Consider the following 16701-nt stretch of genomic DNA (forward strand, 5'->3'; position numbering starts at 1 on the left):
TCCATGTTATAGAACGTATAGCCTGTATATATGTTCTGTGGTTTTTTTTAAGTATACCTCATCAAGATCAATTTAATCTCAACCGGGAGTTTAGGTTTAGTTTATATTGGACGATTATACTGGGGAACAGCAGGACAGGAAGTGCGCCGTACCTACAGAGAATAAGAGTATAGGAATGGAAAGGGAGACAGGACAATGCTGCAATTAAAAAACATTACCAAGAGCTATAAGACCGGCGAATTCACTCAAGTTGCACTGGATAAAGTAAATCTCAATTTCAGAGAAAGTGAGTTCGTTGCGATTCTGGGCCAGAGCGGCTCGGGCAAGACCACGCTGCTTAATATCGTCGGCGGACTGGATCAGTATGACAGCGGAGAGCTGATCATTAACGGCCAATCGACGGAGCGCTTCAAGGACAGCGAGTGGGATGCGTACCGCAATAACAGTGTCGGCTTTATTTTTCAGAGCTATAATCTGATCTCGCACTTAAGCATCACGGACAACGTGGAGATGGGGATGACACTCAGCGGGGTATCTTCAGCCGAGAAGCACCGAAAGGCGCTGGAGGTACTGGAGAAGGTCGGACTTAAGGATCATGTGCACAAAAAGCCGAACCAGCTCTCAGGCGGACAGATGCAGCGTGTGGCGATTGCCCGTGCGCTCGCGAACAATCCGGATATTATCCTGGCCGATGAGCCTACCGGAGCCTTGGATTCAGAGACCAGTGAGCAGATCATGGAGCTGATCAAGTCGATTGCCGAGGATAAGCTCGTCATCATGGTTACCCATAATCCTGAGCTGGCAGAGAACTATGCAGACCGCGTAATCCGCTTCTCGGATGGTCATGCGATCTCGGACAGCAATCCGCTGCCTACACAGAAGACCTCAAGTGCGTATAAGCTGAAGCAGACAAGCATGAGCTTTTTCACAGCCCTGAAATTATCCGGCAAAAACATTGCCACCAAGAAATGGCGCACGGGGTTGACCGCTTTTGCCTCCAGTATCGGAATTATCGGTATTGCCCTGATCCTGTCCCTGTCCAATGGCTTCGACAAACAGATCAGCTCCTATGAAACCGGGGCCTTATCCAACTTCCCGATCTCCATCAACCAGACGGCAATGAATTTGCAGAATGCAGGTCCTCCAGGGCAGGAAACAACGGAGCTCCCCTCCTATCCGGCTGAGAAAAAGCTGTATCCATACGACCCTACGGTGAATTCAGCTATCCACACGAACGTGCTGACCAAGGACTATATCGAGTACCTTGACGGAATCGATCCCAAGCTGATTGACGGCGTCTCTTACACCCGTACCGTGAATATGAACTGGCTGGTGAAGAATGGGGACAAGGCGTCGGTTCTGGATAAAAGCAAGATCACAGTAGCACCGTATCCAAGCAAACAGGGCAGTGCCTCGGGCAGCTATCTGGAGCAATACTATGATCTGCTGGAGGGGAAATTCCCGACAGAGAAGACGGATCTTGTGCTGATCGTGGATCAGTACAACCGTCTGACCGATGGAGCAGTGAATGCGCTTGGACTGGATTATGAAGCAAAGAGTATCAATCTGAGTGATCTGGTCGGAACTCCGCTCAAGCTGGTCATGAACAATGATTATTATAAGCAAAATGGTGAACAGTTTGTAGTCAATGCAACCGGAGGAAATCTGAATGACCTCTACAACAGCCCTAAGGCAGTAACACTTAATATTGTCGGTGTGCTGCGCGCACAGGAGGGGTCGACAATCTCAACGCTGTCGCCCGGCCTGGTCTACTCCGATGAATTGGCAGCCTCCTTCATTGCAGATGCACAGAAATCGGAAATTGTACTCGCACAAGAGAAATCCGATATCAATGTATTGACGGGGCAAGCCCTGTCGGAGGGGGTCGCAGGCGGAGGCTCCGGTACCGGAATGGGCGAGATGCCGCTAGTGAACGCCGGGATGGCAGCGGCAGCCAGCATGTCGTCCATGACGAAGGAGAATGCCCTTGCAGCGCTGGGGGCCACGGATATTCCAAGCGCAGTCTCGCTGTATCCGATTGATTTCAGCGCCAAGGAATCTGTAACGGCTTATCTCGATAAGTGGAATGAAGGGAAGGCTGCTGAAGCTCAGGTACAGTACACCGACCTCGCAGCTATTGTCACCAACATTTCCGGCGGAATTATGGACGGGATTACGATGGTGCTGATTGCTTTTGCGGCGATTTCCCTGGTGGTCTCCCTGATCATGATTGCGATCATTACGTATATCTCCGTAATGGAACGTACGAAGGAGATCGGCGTACTACGTGCACTGGGTGCCCGTAAGAAGGATATCACGCGGGTGTTCAATGCCGAGACCTTCATTATCGGGGCATGCTCGGGGATTCTGGGCATTGGCATCACTTATCTGCTGACCATCCCGGTCAATGCAATCCTCTACAACCTGACGGAGCTGAAAAATGTCGCCCAGCTGAATCCGCTCCACGCGCTCGTTCTTGGTGTCATCAGCGTCCTGCTCACTATGCTGGGCGGAGCTATTCCGGCCAAGATGGCGGCGAAGAAGGACCCGGTGACTGCCCTGCGCAGTGAATAACCAGCCGTAGTCCAGATCAGCCAGACTGAAATAACGAAATAACGAAATAACAAAGAACCAAGAACCAAGGGAATCCGTTCCTTTGGTTCTTTCTGTATTTAATTTCCGCATGATAAATTGTCATAGATCACAGACATACAGGGATATTGTGGGATAAAATAACAGGAAATAGAGATTTAATCATGTATCCAGGAGGGATTAAATGAAGACCAGAGGCAAGTTGCAGGTCATCGCGGGTTTTCTTATGCTGGCGCTAATTATTACCTTGCACGATGTGCTGGAGAATCAGACGCTGAGAATCGTATTATCGATCACTGTAGCGGTAGCCGCTGCTTATTTTCTTTCCAAAATCAGTTCTCCGAAGCAGGTATCCGGCAGAACGATGACGGTAGCGTTAGTATCACTGCTGATATTCACTTGCGCATACCATATCCTTTTGTCCATAATTCTGGAGCAGAGTATATTCGCTAATGGCTTTTGGATGTTCTTATGCGTAATTTATTTGTTAATCTGGATGCGTGCCCGGCTAAGCCCTTCAAGATAAAAGCAGCCGCTTGCATTGGAAGTAGCCGGAACAGCAGTCTGGGATTACTCCGCAGAAGGCAGCTGGGCGCGCAGCGTTTTCTTTTTGTTAATCTCCTTGGACAGCTCTAACTGCTGCTGGGAGATTTTTTTGAGTTCGGCCTGCAGCTTGGTAATGCGGCTCATTTTACTGCTGAGGGAGCTTGGGGATGAGCTAATCTTACAGTCTTTTTCCAGCTGGTTGATCTTGAGCTTGGTCTTGCGGGTCTTCTTCTGCAGCTCTGTCATACCGGCTTCCATCTCTGCGATCTCCTGGTTTAAACGATCCAGCACCGGTCTTGTGAAATTAATAGCCATTCGGGCACCTCTTACTTTTCTTAATAATAAGCAGTCAGGATATCATTGTACTATAAGCGCTACGTATATGCGAGGGTGAACTAGAACGTCCAGCTGAGGCGCTTCGCCTGATTTCCTGAAGGCTCTAATCTGGATTCACAGGTCCAAGAGCAGCCAATTCCTCCCGCATATAAATAGTAGAGACTACTATGTATTCTGAAGCTATTTTTGATGAGGTGGGGTGGTGCGAGATGAAGAGACAGGCAAGACCGGCACGGAAGCGGGTGCTTCGCGCCAAGCGGCAGGCTGTACCCGGAGTGAAGCGCAGAATCAAGGTGCAGACAGTTGAATTTGCGGTGTTTGGTGACAGTCATGTGGGATATAGTAACAGCTTGAGCATCTTTAAGAGTCTTTTGCCTAAGGCAGTGAGCAGCGGGAACAAACGGTTTATCATCTTCGGGGGAGATAACACCCAAGCGGGGGCGGATCACGGGAATAACGCCGGGACGTACTATAAGGAATTCAAGGACACCGTTACCAGTACGCTGGGAAGCATCCCTTATAAGGCTTCTATTGGAAATTGGGAGGCCAGCACACGGTCGTTGTTCACTCAATACTTGGGGGCGGTGTCCGGACAGATGAATTTCCCGGGAACGCAGGGCAAGGTGAGATATGTATGGCTGGATTGCGCACTGGGCCAGTTCACGCCGGCCAGCCTCAATCTGCTGCGTAATCTGGATGACAGGTATTTCTATATTATTGATTTCCACTGGCCGCTCCGGGTACAGGGCATTACGGTGGATTCCAGCCATGTGCTCAGTGCGGCCGAGACCTCCAAGTTCTTCACAGCCATCCCGGCAAAAGCCACAGAGAAGGTGCTGGCGATCTTCACACATCATGGTCACAAATTCTACCGGAAGCTGAATAACATCTATCCGGGGTACACGAAGACCAAATTCTTCGTCACCGGCTGCTCCGGGGACTACAAATGCAAGCCCGGCGGGAATATGGGCTATTATAACGCCACATTAACCAGCAGCGGATCAGGCTATAAAGTCGAGGCTTTTATTGCGCACTAAGCTTATTAGACGGAGCATAACTGAGGAGAATGTCTTTAAGGACATTCTCTTTTGTCTTTTGCTGCCTTATGAGAACTTGACAGCCCTTTCACAGGTTGGGTATGGTTGTCTGGTCAGGAGATAAAGGAGGCAGAACAGAATGTCAGGATTACTTGGAAATCACTTCATGACACAGATTGGGATTCTGGTTCACGATATCGAGAAGGTGAGTCAGGCGTATGCAGACTTTTTCGGACTGGACAAGCCTCAGATCAGCATCACGGACACGGCAGACATTGCCCGGACGGAGTATAACGGCGGAGGGACAGGGTCGAGGGCGAAGCTGGCTTTTTTCGACATGGGTTCTCTGCAACTGGAACTGATTGAACCGGACCATCAGCCGAGCACCTGGCGGGATTACCTGAATGAGCACGGGGAAGGGGTTCACCATATTGCGTTCGTGGTCGAAGGCATGAAGGACAAGATCATGCTGCTCGAAGGCAAGGGATTCCCGCTCCAGCAGAAGGGCGAGTATACCGGCGGACGGTATGCCTACTTGGATACGTTCAAGGAATTGAAGGTAGTGCTGGAACTGCTGGAGAATGACAACGATAACAGTAATAATAAGGATTAGTAATATAAATAGAATTCTGACGGGAGGAATTATACAATGAATATTCTGATTACAGGGGCGGGACGCGGACTGGGCCTTGAGCTGGCGGCGGCTGCGCTGGAGCGTGGACATGCTGTTATTGCCGGGGTGCGGGATCTGACGCGCGGGCAGGCAGCCTTAGCTGATCTGGCGGCAGTACACGGGGATAAGCTGACTCTAGTGACGCTTGATGTGACGGACGAGGCCGGAATAGCAGCACTTGCCGCCAGCCTGACAGAGCAGGCCCGGACACTCGGCGTCATCATCAATAATGCCGCAGTGCTGAATGCCACGGACACCCCGCTTGAAGAGCTGGATATGGAAGAGATGCAGCATGCCATGGACATCAATCTGTACGGGCCGATGCGGGTGGTCAAGCACCTTCTGCCTCTACTGACAGGGCCGGATGCTTCGATCATCAATATCTCATCAGAGGCAGGCAGTATCACCAATGCTTACCCGGGCAGCTATCCGTATACGATCTCCAAGACCGCGCTCAATATGTTCACGCAGAAGCTCCATGTCACGCTGAAGGACCGCGGCATCCATGTGCTCAGCGTCCATCCCGGCTGGATGCCTACCGATATGGGGGGAGCTAAGGCACCGCTTCACCCGCGCACCAGTGCCGAAGGGATTCTGGACCTGATCGGGCAGAGAGCCGAGCCGTCCGGCCATTTCAGATTCGTGGATTACACGGGTAAGGATATGGATATCTAGCTAGTATGCACAGCACTTCACCTGTTAAGAGGAGAGTGGAGTTGTAATTTTCTCGTCCGGAGAGCGGCGGGGCCAGAGGAGCAGTCCCAGGGAGCAGACTACCAGAACTACGCAGAGCAGGTAGGAATGGCGGTATCCTAACCACTGGGCTGCGGCTCCTCCCGCCAGGCTTCCGGCCAGTCTGCCGATGGTTGTAGCATTGGTGTACAGCGTGGAGGCATAGCCGGGAAGGTCCGGCAGCAGATCCTGAATATAGCTGATGCCAATTGCAGAGATCACAGCGACAAAAAAAGCCAGCAGCACCTGTCCGGCGATGAGCTGCCACAGCTCACCTACTCCGATCACCAGCGCATAATAGATTCCTCCCATTACCATGCCCCAGCCCAGCAGAACTTTGCTGTCGTATTTGGCTGACAGCAGCCCCAGCACCAGCATGAACGGAATTTCCATTAACGCACAGATACTGGCTACCGAAGCAACATTCTGTGTAGTGCCTCCCAGCGTATTGACAATGAACAAGGAGATATTCAGATTATTGGCCCAGTGTCCGGTATAGAGCAGGGTCAGGATGAGAAAAGGAACCAGTACCCTGGCATTCCGTTGCAGCCCGGACGGCTGCTGGATACGCCTGTGGATCTGCTGCTTAGCGGCTGGAGGCCGTACGAAGCTGAACACCAGTAGGGCATTGATCAGGAAGATCAGTGTCGTCGTTGAGAAAATCCCCTGAAATCCGAAGCGGCTCAGGAGCGCGGCTCCAACCAGCGGACCGCTGATGAAGCCCAGGGAGAACATCGAGCGCAGGGCCGAGTTAGCCAAGGCATGATCAGGAGAGCTGCTGGCGCTCACAGCTTCTCTGGCACTGGCGAATAATTGCGGCATCGCCGGGGCGCCGGCTGCGGTGAATATTGTCATATAGGCCAGCAGCGGGTAGAAGTCATGGATGAATATGTATCCGGCAAAAGCAAGCGCGTTGAACATCATACAGATCACCATCAGCCTGCGGCGGTTCAGTCCGGCGTCGGAGCGTTTGGCAATGAACATGCTTAAGGCTACCCCGCTAAGCAGCGTCACCGCTGTAAATATTCCGAAGGTTCCGGCGGTTACGCCGAGTTCTTCTGTGAAGTAGACCGCCAGGAACGGAGCGCTGATAGAGATAGCCATTCCCTGGAACAGCATGCAGAGCAGGAATATAGGATAGCTTGGAATGAGGAGCAGAGCATAGGTTCTTTTGAGCATAGAGTGTGTGAACTTCCTTTCAGCATTGTTTAGTCTTAACTTCGATTTATCTATAGTATAACGTCAATAGGATATGATGTGTCTGATTAGCATCTATACCATACGGAATCCCTAATAATGAACTGATTTTTGGGCCAATTGTTCAGGTGTTATTGTCAGGGAGAATCTTCTAAGATGGAAGAGGATAGGACAGCCGGGCTGTGCGGACGGAAGAGGATGCTCGGTTTGGCTGGAGATGAAACCGTTATCATGAAGAATGAAGGAGAGATTACATATGGACGCTGCTACGTATCCTTTTAGACAAAATGAATTGCCATTAGATGAACGTGTTCAGGATCTGCTCTCCCGGCTGACGCTGGCGGAGAAGGTCAGTCTGATGCCGCAATATCAGGCTGCCATTGAACGGCTGGGTGTAGGCGGTTACAAGCATGGGACGGAGGGCGCGCACGGGATCTCCTGGCTGGGCAAAGCCACCTCGTACCCGCAGCCAAGCGGCCTCGCCTGTACCTGGAACCCGGCGCTGCTGCAGAGAATCGGCTCGGCGATCGGGGATGAGGCCAGAGCCTTTTACCGCAAGAATCCCACTATTAACGGCTTGACTCTCTGGGCACCGACTGTGGATATGGAACGGGACCCGCGCTGGGGGAGAACAGAGGAAGCCTACGGGGAAGACCCTGAGCTGACTGGCCGGCTGAGTACAGCGCTTGTCCAGGGAATTCAAGGAGATCATCCGGTGTATTTGAAAGCGGTAGCGACCCTGAAGCATTTCCTCGGGAACAATAATGAGATCGACCGGGGCGTGGCTTCGTCCAGCATTGACCCGCGCAATATGCGCGAATATTATCTGGAAGCGTTCAAGCCTGCCTTCAAGGAAGGCGGCGCACAATCCATGATGACCGCCTACAATTCGGTGAACGGCGTGCCGGTTATCCTCCATCCGGCAGTGATGGAGATTGTGAAGGGCGAATGGGAGATGGACGGCTTCATTGTCAGCGATGCCGGAGACCTGTTCGGGATTGTGAAGGACCATAAGTATTATGATTCCTTCGCCCAGTCCATGGCGGAATCCATCAAGAATGGCATTGACAGTGTGACCGAAGAGACGGAGGAGACCATTAAGGTTATTCACGAGGCGCTCCGTGAAGGACTGCTGACCGAGGCGGATCTGGACCGCGCGCTGGCGAACACCTTCCGCGTCCGCTTCCGGCTCGGTGAGTTCGACCCGGAGGAAGGTAATCCGTATACGAAGATAGACGACTCAGCCATTCTCAGCAAAGCGCATGGCGAGCTGTCACTCGAAGCCGCGAAGGAATCCATAGTGCTGCTGAAGAACGACAACGCTGCCCTTCCGCTGAATGCAGCCTCGTTGTCCAAGGTCGCTGTGATCGGCACGCTGGGGGACGAAGCGTTCAGAGACTGGTATTCCGGTACGCTGCCATATGCGGTGACCCCTTTGCAGGGAATCATCAAGAAGCTGGCAGGCAAGCAGGTCACCTTCGAGAGCGGGGATGACCGGATCATTCTGACCTCCGCTGCCAGCGGACAAGCAGTGGGCATCACGGGCGAGGACGGACGGCTCGCAGTGCTGCATGATCAGCCGGAGCGGGGAGAGATGTTCCGCCATACGGCGTGGGGCTGGACCGCTCATACCCTTGAATCTGCCAGCAGGGGACAATATGTTACCCTGACAGATGCCGGCACACTGACCGCTTCCGCGGATGAAATCTATGGCTGGTATGTGAAGGAATCGCTGAATCTGGTCCCGGAGGGGGAAGACACCGTCAGCTTGCGGACCTGGAACAATCAGCCGCTCGTTATCAGTGCTGAGGACGGAACCATTCGCGCTGCTGAAGAAGAAACGTCTGCCGAAGCAGCCCAATTCCATAAGAAAGTTGTCGTGAACGGCGTAGAAGCAGCGGCGGAAGCGGCCCGGGCCGCTGAGGTTGCCGTTGTATTCGTCGGTAACCATCCGCTCTTGAACGGCAAGGAGGAGATTGACCGGCCGGATATCGTACTGCCCGCAGAGCAGGAGAATCTGGTCAAGGCTGTCTATGCCGCCAACCCGAACACCGTCGTAGTGATCGTCGGCAGCTATCCGATTTCCTCCACCTGGATCGACGAGCATATTCCGGCCGTGCTGTACACCTCGCACAGCGGACAGGAGCTGGGCCATGCAGTCGCAGATGTCCTGTTCGGCGATTACAGCCCGTCCGGCAAGCTGAATATGACCTGGTACCGCAGCGTCAGCCAGCTGCCTGAATTCATGGACTACGATATTATCAAAGGCAAGAGAACCTACATGTACTTCGACGGTGAGCCGCTCTATCCGTTCGGTCACGGTCTGAGCTATGCGCAGGTGAATTATAACAAGCTGTCGCTGGCGTCGGAGGAAGTGCAGCAGGACGGTAATATCAGTCTGACCGTAGAGCTTGAGAACAGCGGCAGCGTTGACGGTGACGAGGTAGTCCAGCTGTATGTCCAGTGCTTGTCCACCCGGATCAAACGGCCGCTTAAGCAGCTGAAGAGGTTCGACAAAATCCGGCTGGCTGCCGGACACAAGCAGACGGTCACATTCACCTTACCGGCCGCTGAACTCTCCTTCTGGGACGTCAGCCGCGAACAGTACTGTGTGGAGGATGGGGAATACATGCTGATGGCAGGCCGTTCCTCGGGAGATATCCGGCTGTCAGCCACAATCAGGTTGCATGGCGAGACCGTTCCGCCACGTGATCTGTATACGCCGGTGAAGGCTGAGAATTACGATGATTACGAAGCTGTTTTCCTTGATGAATGCAAGGCTGGCGGCGCTGCGGTGCATCCGGTGAAGGAAGGGGCATGGATCGCCTTCCATAATGTCCGGTTTGCAGAGGGTGCAGCGGGCGTCGAGCTGCTTGTATCCTCCGTCCAGGGAGGTATGGTTGAAGTCCGGACCGGCAGTCCGTCCGGCAAGCTGGCGGCTACGCTTGCGGTTCCGTCCGGCGGCGTTCAGCAGTGGCACAGCGAGTCCGCTATAGCGGATGTGGACGCCGGAACCACAGATGTATACCTTGTCTTAAGGGGTGAGGTTCTGCTCAGCCGCGTGCAGTTTACGGTGTAGGTATTCTTGCATTGCGGGACCTTTGTATAGATGTGAAAAAAGCTTCTGGATGGCCCTTTGGGCGGTCCAGAAGCTTTTTTGTTGAACTGGCTGTGAATCAGTCCCTAAAAATACCATTACTTGTATACGGAATAATCAGGGAGTGACCTTCTATGCCAAGCAAGATTGCAGTGCATAAACCGGCAGAGCCGCAGAACGTGACCCACAGAAGACCAGTGCAAGTCCCGCTCGCAGACAAGGCGGCATTGAAGCCGCCGCTGCGAACCCCGCTTGAGCTCAACCAGCTGGCCCACCGCCTTCGAACAGCCCCGGAGACTGTAAGCTCCAGAGAGTTCAATCTGCTCAGCGGTGTAATTGGCCTGCGGAGCGCGCTTATGCTGCTGGACCAAGGCAAGCGAACCAAGTCTGAACAGGCTGAACAGACCCGCGCGAAAGCAGACAAACCTAGCTTACCTGAATTAGGCTCCAAAAAAACGGCTGAAATCAAGTCTCCACCAATCATCGAAAAACCGGATACGGCCCGGGCCATCCATGCCTTCAGGAAAACCTCACAGTCGGAAGCCAAGCGGGGAGGGAAGTCAGAGGTCAAGCCTGTCGTAGTCCAAGCACAGGCAGAGAAGACTGGAAAAGCGGAGGCGGCCATCCATGCCCGGTCACAAGGTGGACTCAAGCCTCCGGTGAAAGTGAGCTCCAGTGCGAAGCCGGAACGCAAACCGGAAGCTAAGATGGGCGCTGAGGCAGAGGAGAAGACCTCTGCCAGAATAGCCGCGCCAAGGCAGAGGCCGGCAGACAAGCCAGTTGGGCAGGAGCAAAAGTCTGCAGACAAGCCAGCTACGCCAGGACAGAAGTCTACAGCAGCAAGTCCACAGTCTTCTGCCTCGCTTCTGAAAGCCAGGAGAACAGGTGTCAAAGCTCCGGTTATTCATATTAAAGGCAGCAATCCGGGCGGCATAATCGGGCAGCTAAGCAGCGTTGCTCCGGCTGAAATCACTCAGGCGTACAACCAGGCGGTAGGTGTCTCCGGTGAGGCGCTGGGGCAGCAAAGACAGCAGGCAGAGAAGGCGCTGCCTGTCATTGCGGCACCCACTGGCATCGCACCCGGCCCGGCTGCTGATCCTATGAAGCGCACAGCGGCAGCTCCGCTGCCCGCCGCCAAGCTGCCTGCTTTTCAGAGCGGTAAGCAAGGCGGGGATACGTCAGCTGGAGTGAACAGCTTTCCTCAAGTCACCGAGGAGACAGATCCGGATCAGATGATGGAGGAAGCAAGCAGGTATGCGGCGAATCCGCCGGAGGTTGCTCTCACTGGTGAAGCTGATCCATCCCAGGTGGAGAGCTTTCAGACAGAAGCCAAGCAGCATGTGCAGACTGTACAGGCTTCCGAGCTGGAGCAGACCCGGCAGGATTTCGGAGAAAACCGGATTCAGCCCAAGCCTGATAAGAGCATTCTGCGTTCTGCGCATACGATCCGCGCGGTGGCGCCGCCAGCTTTTCAACTGAAACCCGCGGGTTCAATTCCGCCCGATGTAGCTGGCTACCTTAACCCGCAGCTGGCGGCTCAACTTCAGGTCCATATGGAGAATAGTCAAGCGAAGTACCAGAAAGGAAAGGCACCGTTTGACGCGGGAGTCACAGCTGCAGAGGGCGATACCAAGGCAGAGATAGAACGGTTGAAGACTGAGGCATCCGGAAAGCAGCAGACTGAGCAGGCTGCGGCTAAGGCAGAGGTCTTAGGATACCGGACGCAGTGGCAGGAAGAGATCAAGGCCACCAGCGGGGAATTCGACCGCGAAGCGGGGACAGCCGCAGCAGAGAAGAATCGGGAAATCAAGGGAATCAAGGATGAGAAGGAAGGCGAGGTTAAGCGCAAGCTGTCTGCTGCAGAAGCTGATTCCCGCAAGGAATACAAGAACACGAAGAGCCAGGCAGAGGAGAAGCAAAAGGAAGGGGAGGCTGAAGGAGAACAAAAGAAAAAGGCCAACAATCCCTGGGAGTGGCTCAAGCAAAAAGGCAAGCAGATTGGCGAGGCCATCCAAAAGGGGATGAATTTCCTTTTCACACAGCTGCGCAAGGCCGTCAAAGCCATTTTCGATAAAGCTAAACAAGCGGTTGTTGGGCTGATTGAAGCCGGCCGGAAGCTGATTGTCAGTGCGATCAAAGGCTTCGGGAACGTGCTGAAGGGAATTGCGAATACCCTATTTGCCCGCTTCCCGGGCATTGCCAAGAAGATTAACGGCTGGATCGACCGTGCGGTGAACAAGGCAGTTCAAGTTGTGAATACGGCTGCTGCTCTCCTGAAGAAGGGAGTAAGCGCCGCCCTGGATTTCATGGGGAAAACGGTGGATAAGCTGTTCGCTGGCGTACAGTCGCTGTATAACGGCATATTATCGGGGATTGGGAAGTTCTTGAGTGGTGAATTCAAAATTAATTTTGGCAAGGCGCTGGAGGTTGCGCAGATTGCTGCGGAGGTTGCGGCTGCTTTTGCTACGGGCGGGGGAAGTGTCCTGGTGCAGATCGCCACTTGGCTGACCTCGACCCTCCCTAAGCTGCTGCGTCAGGCGAACACGGTCATGACTGTGGTTAACACCCTGCGGAATTTTAAGGTGCAGAATCTGAAGCAGTTTTTGAATCCGGCGGGCTTGGGCGGCTTTCTGGTCAAGGGGCTGTTCGGTGAGCTGAAGCCACTACAGACGGGCCAGGGAGATGACAAGGAGAGGGACAAGGATGGGGGCAAGGCTCCGAAAGGCGGAAGCCAGGAAAAAGGACTGATGAAGGTGCTGCAGCTTCTTCAGGGCGTGTTCGAAATTCTTCAAAAGACAGTCGGCAAGGTGGCAGGCGCGATTAATAAGGCTCTGCCGGTGATCAACATCTCGGGCAAGTCGTGGTTCAACCCGTTCAGCATGGTGTATGCCGGTATGGTTCAGGGTCTGGAGGTATTGAAGAACCCTGCCGAGGCCCTGAGTGAGGGGGCAGGCAAGCTGAAGGAAGCGGCTGGAGGCTTGTTCAAGGGGATTCGTGAGAAGGTAACCGAAGCCGCCGGCGGCATTAAAGCAAAGGTTCAGCTGCTCGGAAAACCGGCTCAGCTTATGTCCGTCTTGGCTAACAAAGGCGTCGATATGGTACTGAATTTCATCATCACCAATCCGCCGTCAGCACTGATTAAGGCTGTATTCAAAGGAATTGAAGCCGTGGCGGGCCAATCACTGGTTGACCTGATCCGCCAGCATATTCCGTTCGCGGACAAGCTGATTAACAAAATTGCAGCGTCCAGCCCGGTCCAGGGCATGCTTCAGCCGCTTCAGGGGCCTGTAGATAAGATAGGCGGATTGATCGACGAGGCCACAGAAGGAGCAACGGGACTGGTGGATGAAGCCCAGTTGCAGACCAATCAGGTCTTCGGCAACGGCACGAAGCTGCTGGCTAATTTGTCCGGGATCACCGGCGGTGCGGGCAAAGACAGTCCAGGGAAAAACAGCTCAGGCAAAAAAGAAGAACCCAAGGCCAGCGGAAAAGCGGGCGCTGCCAAAAATGAAACCACCGGTGACTTCCTCGGCACTGTCAAGGGAGGCGTGCATACCCGCCTGTTAGCCTTCGGCAAGAAGCTTTTGAAATCAGGGGTTAATCTCGTAGCCGCGGGTGCCGGGAAGCTCAAGAACGCCATTGCCGGCCTGCTGGTCAACTTCAAAATCGGCAAAGAAAGCCACCAGCTCTGGGTCGAGAAACGCGGCAGCGGGCATGTGGTAATGATGGCTAGTGAGAATAAACGAACCGTACCCAAAATTATAGAAGGATTTAAGACACGGATAGGGAATTTAGACAAGGTTAAAGTTGGAAATAAAGAATCTAAAATTCACGAGCGAATCAAGCAATTAAAAGAACTCAATACCAAGATAGAAGTAACACCACGAGACAAGTTAGCAAATTCAGATCTTGAAACTGTCGCGCCTGTGATCGGAGAGGTTGAACAGTATCTGGAAAACAATGAGGATGGGTCTGAGGGGACGGGTAGTACTGTATTTGAGAATGGTCGGGCGTCAATTGAAACATTCAAGTCAAATCCAAAGGTTTTTAGTGGAAAATCAGCTGAAGAAATTGCAAAGATCTTAGAAGATGCAGGATACGAAGTTACAGTTCAGGCTTCTAAAAAATCAAGATCGGGTGCGAAAATCATCAAAATTCAAAATACTGGAGGAGATAAGAACATAACACAAATGCAGGTTTCTCCTGGTGGAGGCAGACACGGTGAAAGTCCATACGTTAAAATAAGCACCAGTGATCAGGGAATTATTAAAATTGTCGATGGTTCTGAAAATGTGTATAAAACAGACGGTGCAGAAACTGCAACTATTATCTTTACAAGGAGGAAATAAAGTGATAGACAATAGCTCACTAATTATACCATGGGTCGGACTTGGAGGACTTAAACTATATAGTCATATAAGTCAATTCTATGAATTAATTGATAAGATGGATGAAAAGTCATCGTTGTTAGTGAAATTCTTTGTTAGATATGAAATTAAGGGTTCTGTAGATTTGTGGTTCAATTTGATAAATGGAAAGCTGTTCAAGATAACTGCTTTGAAAGGTTACAAAGGATTATTATTTGATAAGATTCATATAGGGATGCATATTGATGAGGTACTCCAAATAGAGCCAAGTTTTGAATACGATGATTTCGAAGAAGTATATTTTAGTCCTAAAGGAATTTACATTGAGACTGACCCTGTTGAAAACACTGTTTTATGGATTTCGGTGTACGTTAAAGAGATAGATAATGAGGACTTTAATAGAGGGAAATGGTAGTATGATTGACTTGTTTTTTTATTATCTTCGTTTTCTCAAGATGAAGACAGAGTATCGGGCGGAAACACTAACCGAGCGTTAAGCAAGCTGATTTAAAGGTGGTAATTGATAAAATAGTTGCCACCTTATCCTTCAGAAAAAGGACAATAGTAAAAAGGAGCAATAACCATGAAGCATGTATACCCAGAGTATGTTACAAAGAGTGCTATAGAGGGTCTAGTAAAGAAAATTAATTTACCTTCTCCTGATGAATTCTCACAAGACTAGGAATATGAAGTGTCAGATTCTTCAAGATTAACCGAATTCATATGCGCCTATGAAAATATCGAATTAAACATAGACGAAAAATTTGCTTTAATGATTATTATTATTTCATCATTCAATGATGCTATAGTTGAAAGAAAGGCTGAGGAGAGTTCGGCTAGGCTAATCAGATATCATCTTCTTCAAGATATTAGTATTCATAAAAATACTATTTATTATTGGTCGATGTTGGATGAGGATGACCTGGACAATTGTCATGCTGTAACGTCTTTCATGAGAGAGATTTCATATACCGCCAAATTAGATGGTCAAGACAAGAGTTGATAGAGACCACAGCAATTGGATCAACAGCCCTTCCGCGCAGCGTCCACCCAAGCTAACTCCGATCCTGCATCAAAACAAAGGCTATCCCAACCAGCCGCTTTCACGGCTTTTTGGAATAGCTTTCTTTCTTGCGCTCCACTCAATACGACAGCGTAGACGAAGCCCCGCCAGACGACCCCTGCGCCTTGCGGAACGCGGAAGGGGACATGCCGCTCTGCTTATTGAAGATGCGGTTGAACTGCGAGAAGCTGTTGAAGCCGCATTGCCCGGCGATATCGGAGATCTTGTGCCGGGTATGGAGCAGGAGCTGCTGGGCTTTGCGGACGCGGGTCATCTGGATGTACCCGGTCAAGGTGAAGCCGGTGACGGTTCTGAACTGGTGCGATAAATAATAAGGGCTGATATAGAATTCCTTGGAGATTGAATTCAAGGACAACTCACTGCCGTAATGGCTGTGAATGTGGGCGGTGATTGAATAGATTTTTTGCATCATGGCATTGCCGATCTCTTCCAGCACGTACGCATTCTTGTCATTCTGCTGGGACAGACTGCACAGAAACTGCTGGAACAGACTGTGAATCAGCACAGGGTTCAGCGGTGAAGCGCTGCGGGAACAGTTGAAAATAGCATTGAGCGGCTCGAACACGGCACTGCGCGGGCCTCCGGTGAACCGGTAGATCGGAACCTCCTCGGAGAATGGCTGCAGCATTGCATTGTAAGCGGTCTCAAATCCGGGTATATTCCTGGGCAGGTTGAAGTTGATAATTAGCCGCTTATGCGGCGGGCCTGCGGGATACTGGGTCATATGCAGCCGGTACGGAGCAAGCAGAACAATGTCATATTGCTGCAGGGCATGTACATTGCCTTCAATAATATGAGTAGCGCTGGAATCCAGAAGAATATGAATCTCATAAAAGTCATGATCGTGCTGAAACTCCATATTGATGTCGTGAGATCGCTGATCGTAGTCGAAATAGTAAAAGAGCGGATCAGCCGGGGTATTAATTCGGATGCTATATCCTTGGTCATATAACAGGTCGCTGTCAAGCATAGCCTCTCTCCTCACCGTTGCCGTTTACTATAGAAGTCCAAGCCGTTTCCACCTGTATATTATAGGCTCA

At 51.7% G+C, this 16701-nt stretch carries 11 protein-coding genes; 8 read left to right on the forward strand and 3 right to left on the reverse strand.

The window, feature by feature from the left end; genetic code table 11:
* Positions 1-195: 195 nt before the first annotated feature.
* Together MKY86_RS06215 and MKY86_RS06220 are read left to right on the forward strand one after the other, a co-directional pair.
* Positions 196-2574, forward strand: coding sequence for an ABC transporter ATP-binding protein/permease (locus tag MKY86_RS06215; RefSeq protein WP_076076476.1), 2379 nt, complete (start codon positions 196-198; stop codon positions 2572-2574).
* 202 nt (positions 2575-2776) lie between these two features.
* Entirely contained in the window at positions 2777-3118 is a 342-nt protein-coding gene (locus tag MKY86_RS06220; protein ID WP_076076474.1) for a hypothetical protein, read from the forward strand.
* A 44-nt stretch (positions 3119-3162) separates the two neighbouring features.
* On the opposite strand, the gene MKY86_RS06225 is transcribed toward MKY86_RS06220, so the two are convergent.
* Positions 3163-3453 (reverse strand): hypothetical protein, encoded by a 291-nt coding sequence (locus tag MKY86_RS06225; RefSeq protein ID WP_076076471.1) that lies wholly within the window; start codon positions 3451-3453, stop codon positions 3163-3165.
* A gap of 230 nt (positions 3454-3683) precedes the next feature.
* On the opposite strand from MKY86_RS06225, the gene MKY86_RS06230 reads away from it, so the two are divergent.
* The 3 genes from MKY86_RS06230 (at position 3684) to MKY86_RS06240 (ending at position 5859) form a co-directional block, all read left to right on the forward strand.
* Entirely contained in the window at positions 3684-4511 is an 828-nt protein-coding gene (locus MKY86_RS06230) for a metallophosphoesterase family protein (RefSeq protein WP_076076469.1), read from the forward strand.
* A 139-nt stretch (positions 4512-4650) separates the two neighbouring features.
* Positions 4651-5124 (forward strand): VOC family protein, encoded by a 474-nt coding sequence (locus MKY86_RS06235; RefSeq protein WP_076076466.1) that lies wholly within the window; start codon positions 4651-4653, stop codon positions 5122-5124.
* A gap of 36 nt (positions 5125-5160) precedes the next feature.
* Positions 5161-5859 (forward strand): SDR family NAD(P)-dependent oxidoreductase, encoded by a 699-nt coding sequence (locus MKY86_RS06240; RefSeq protein WP_076076464.1) that lies wholly within the window; start codon positions 5161-5163, stop codon positions 5857-5859.
* Positions 5860-5883: 24 nt separating this feature from the next.
* Here MKY86_RS06240 and MKY86_RS06245 read toward each other — a convergent pair whose 3' ends face one another.
* The gene (locus MKY86_RS06245) at positions 5884-7095 is read right to left on the reverse strand and encodes a sugar efflux transporter (RefSeq protein WP_076076461.1); all 1212 of its coding nucleotides are present in this window, start codon (positions 7093-7095) and stop codon (positions 5884-5886) included.
* A gap of 274 nt (positions 7096-7369) precedes the next feature.
* Here MKY86_RS06245 and MKY86_RS06250 point away from each other — a divergent pair, with 274 nt between their 5' ends.
* The 3 genes from MKY86_RS06250 (at position 7370) to MKY86_RS06260 (ending at position 14992) form a co-directional block, all read left to right on the forward strand.
* A complete protein-coding gene (locus tag MKY86_RS06250) occupies positions 7370-10192 on the forward strand; it encodes a glycoside hydrolase family 3 protein (RefSeq protein WP_076076458.1) in 2823 nt (940 codons plus the stop codon).
* A 152-nt stretch (positions 10193-10344) separates the two neighbouring features.
* The gene (locus tag MKY86_RS06255; RefSeq protein ID WP_076076456.1) at positions 10345-14559 is read left to right on the forward strand and encodes a hypothetical protein; all 4215 of its coding nucleotides are present in this window, start codon (positions 10345-10347) and stop codon (positions 14557-14559) included.
* A gap of 1 nt (position 14560) precedes the next feature.
* Positions 14561-14992, forward strand: coding sequence for a hypothetical protein (locus tag MKY86_RS06260; RefSeq protein ID WP_076076453.1), 432 nt, complete (start codon positions 14561-14563; stop codon positions 14990-14992).
* A 727-nt stretch (positions 14993-15719) separates the two neighbouring features.
* Here MKY86_RS06260 and MKY86_RS06265 read toward each other — a convergent pair.
* A complete protein-coding gene (locus MKY86_RS06265; RefSeq protein ID WP_076076450.1) occupies positions 15720-16631 on the reverse strand; it encodes a helix-turn-helix transcriptional regulator in 912 nt (303 codons plus the stop codon).
* Positions 16632-16701: the final 70 nt, after the last annotated feature.

Source organism: Paenibacillus sp. FSL R7-0333 (assembly GCF_038000365.1).
Taxonomy (GTDB): Bacteria; Bacillota; Bacilli; order Paenibacillales; family Paenibacillaceae; genus Paenibacillus_AQ; species Paenibacillus_AQ silagei.

Coding starts and splice junctions, on each gene's coding strand:
- MKY86_RS06215 (WP_076076476.1), top strand. CDS start 196: ATGCTGCAATTAAAAAACATTACCAAGAGCTATAAGACCGGCGAATTC.
- MKY86_RS06220 (WP_076076474.1), top strand. CDS start 2,777: ATGAAGACCAGAGGCAAGTTGCAGGTCATCGCGGGTTTTCTTATGCTG.
- MKY86_RS06225 (WP_076076471.1), bottom strand. CDS start 3,453: ATGGCTATTAATTTCACAAGACCGGTGCTGGATCGTTTAAACCAGGAG.
- MKY86_RS06230 (WP_076076469.1), top strand. CDS start 3,684: ATGAAGAGACAGGCAAGACCGGCACGGAAGCGGGTGCTTCGCGCCAAG.
- MKY86_RS06235 (WP_076076466.1), top strand. CDS start 4,651: ATGTCAGGATTACTTGGAAATCACTTCATGACACAGATTGGGATTCTG.
- MKY86_RS06240 (WP_076076464.1), top strand. CDS start 5,161: ATGAATATTCTGATTACAGGGGCGGGACGCGGACTGGGCCTTGAGCTG.
- MKY86_RS06245 (WP_076076461.1), bottom strand. CDS start 7,095: ATGCTCAAAAGAACCTATGCTCTGCTCCTCATTCCAAGCTATCCTATA.
- MKY86_RS06250 (WP_076076458.1), top strand. CDS start 7,370: ATGGACGCTGCTACGTATCCTTTTAGACAAAATGAATTGCCATTAGAT.
- MKY86_RS06255 (WP_076076456.1), top strand. CDS start 10,345: ATGCCAAGCAAGATTGCAGTGCATAAACCGGCAGAGCCGCAGAACGTG.
- MKY86_RS06265 (WP_076076450.1), bottom strand. CDS start 16,631: ATGCTTGACAGCGACCTGTTATATGACCAAGGATATAGCATCCGAATT.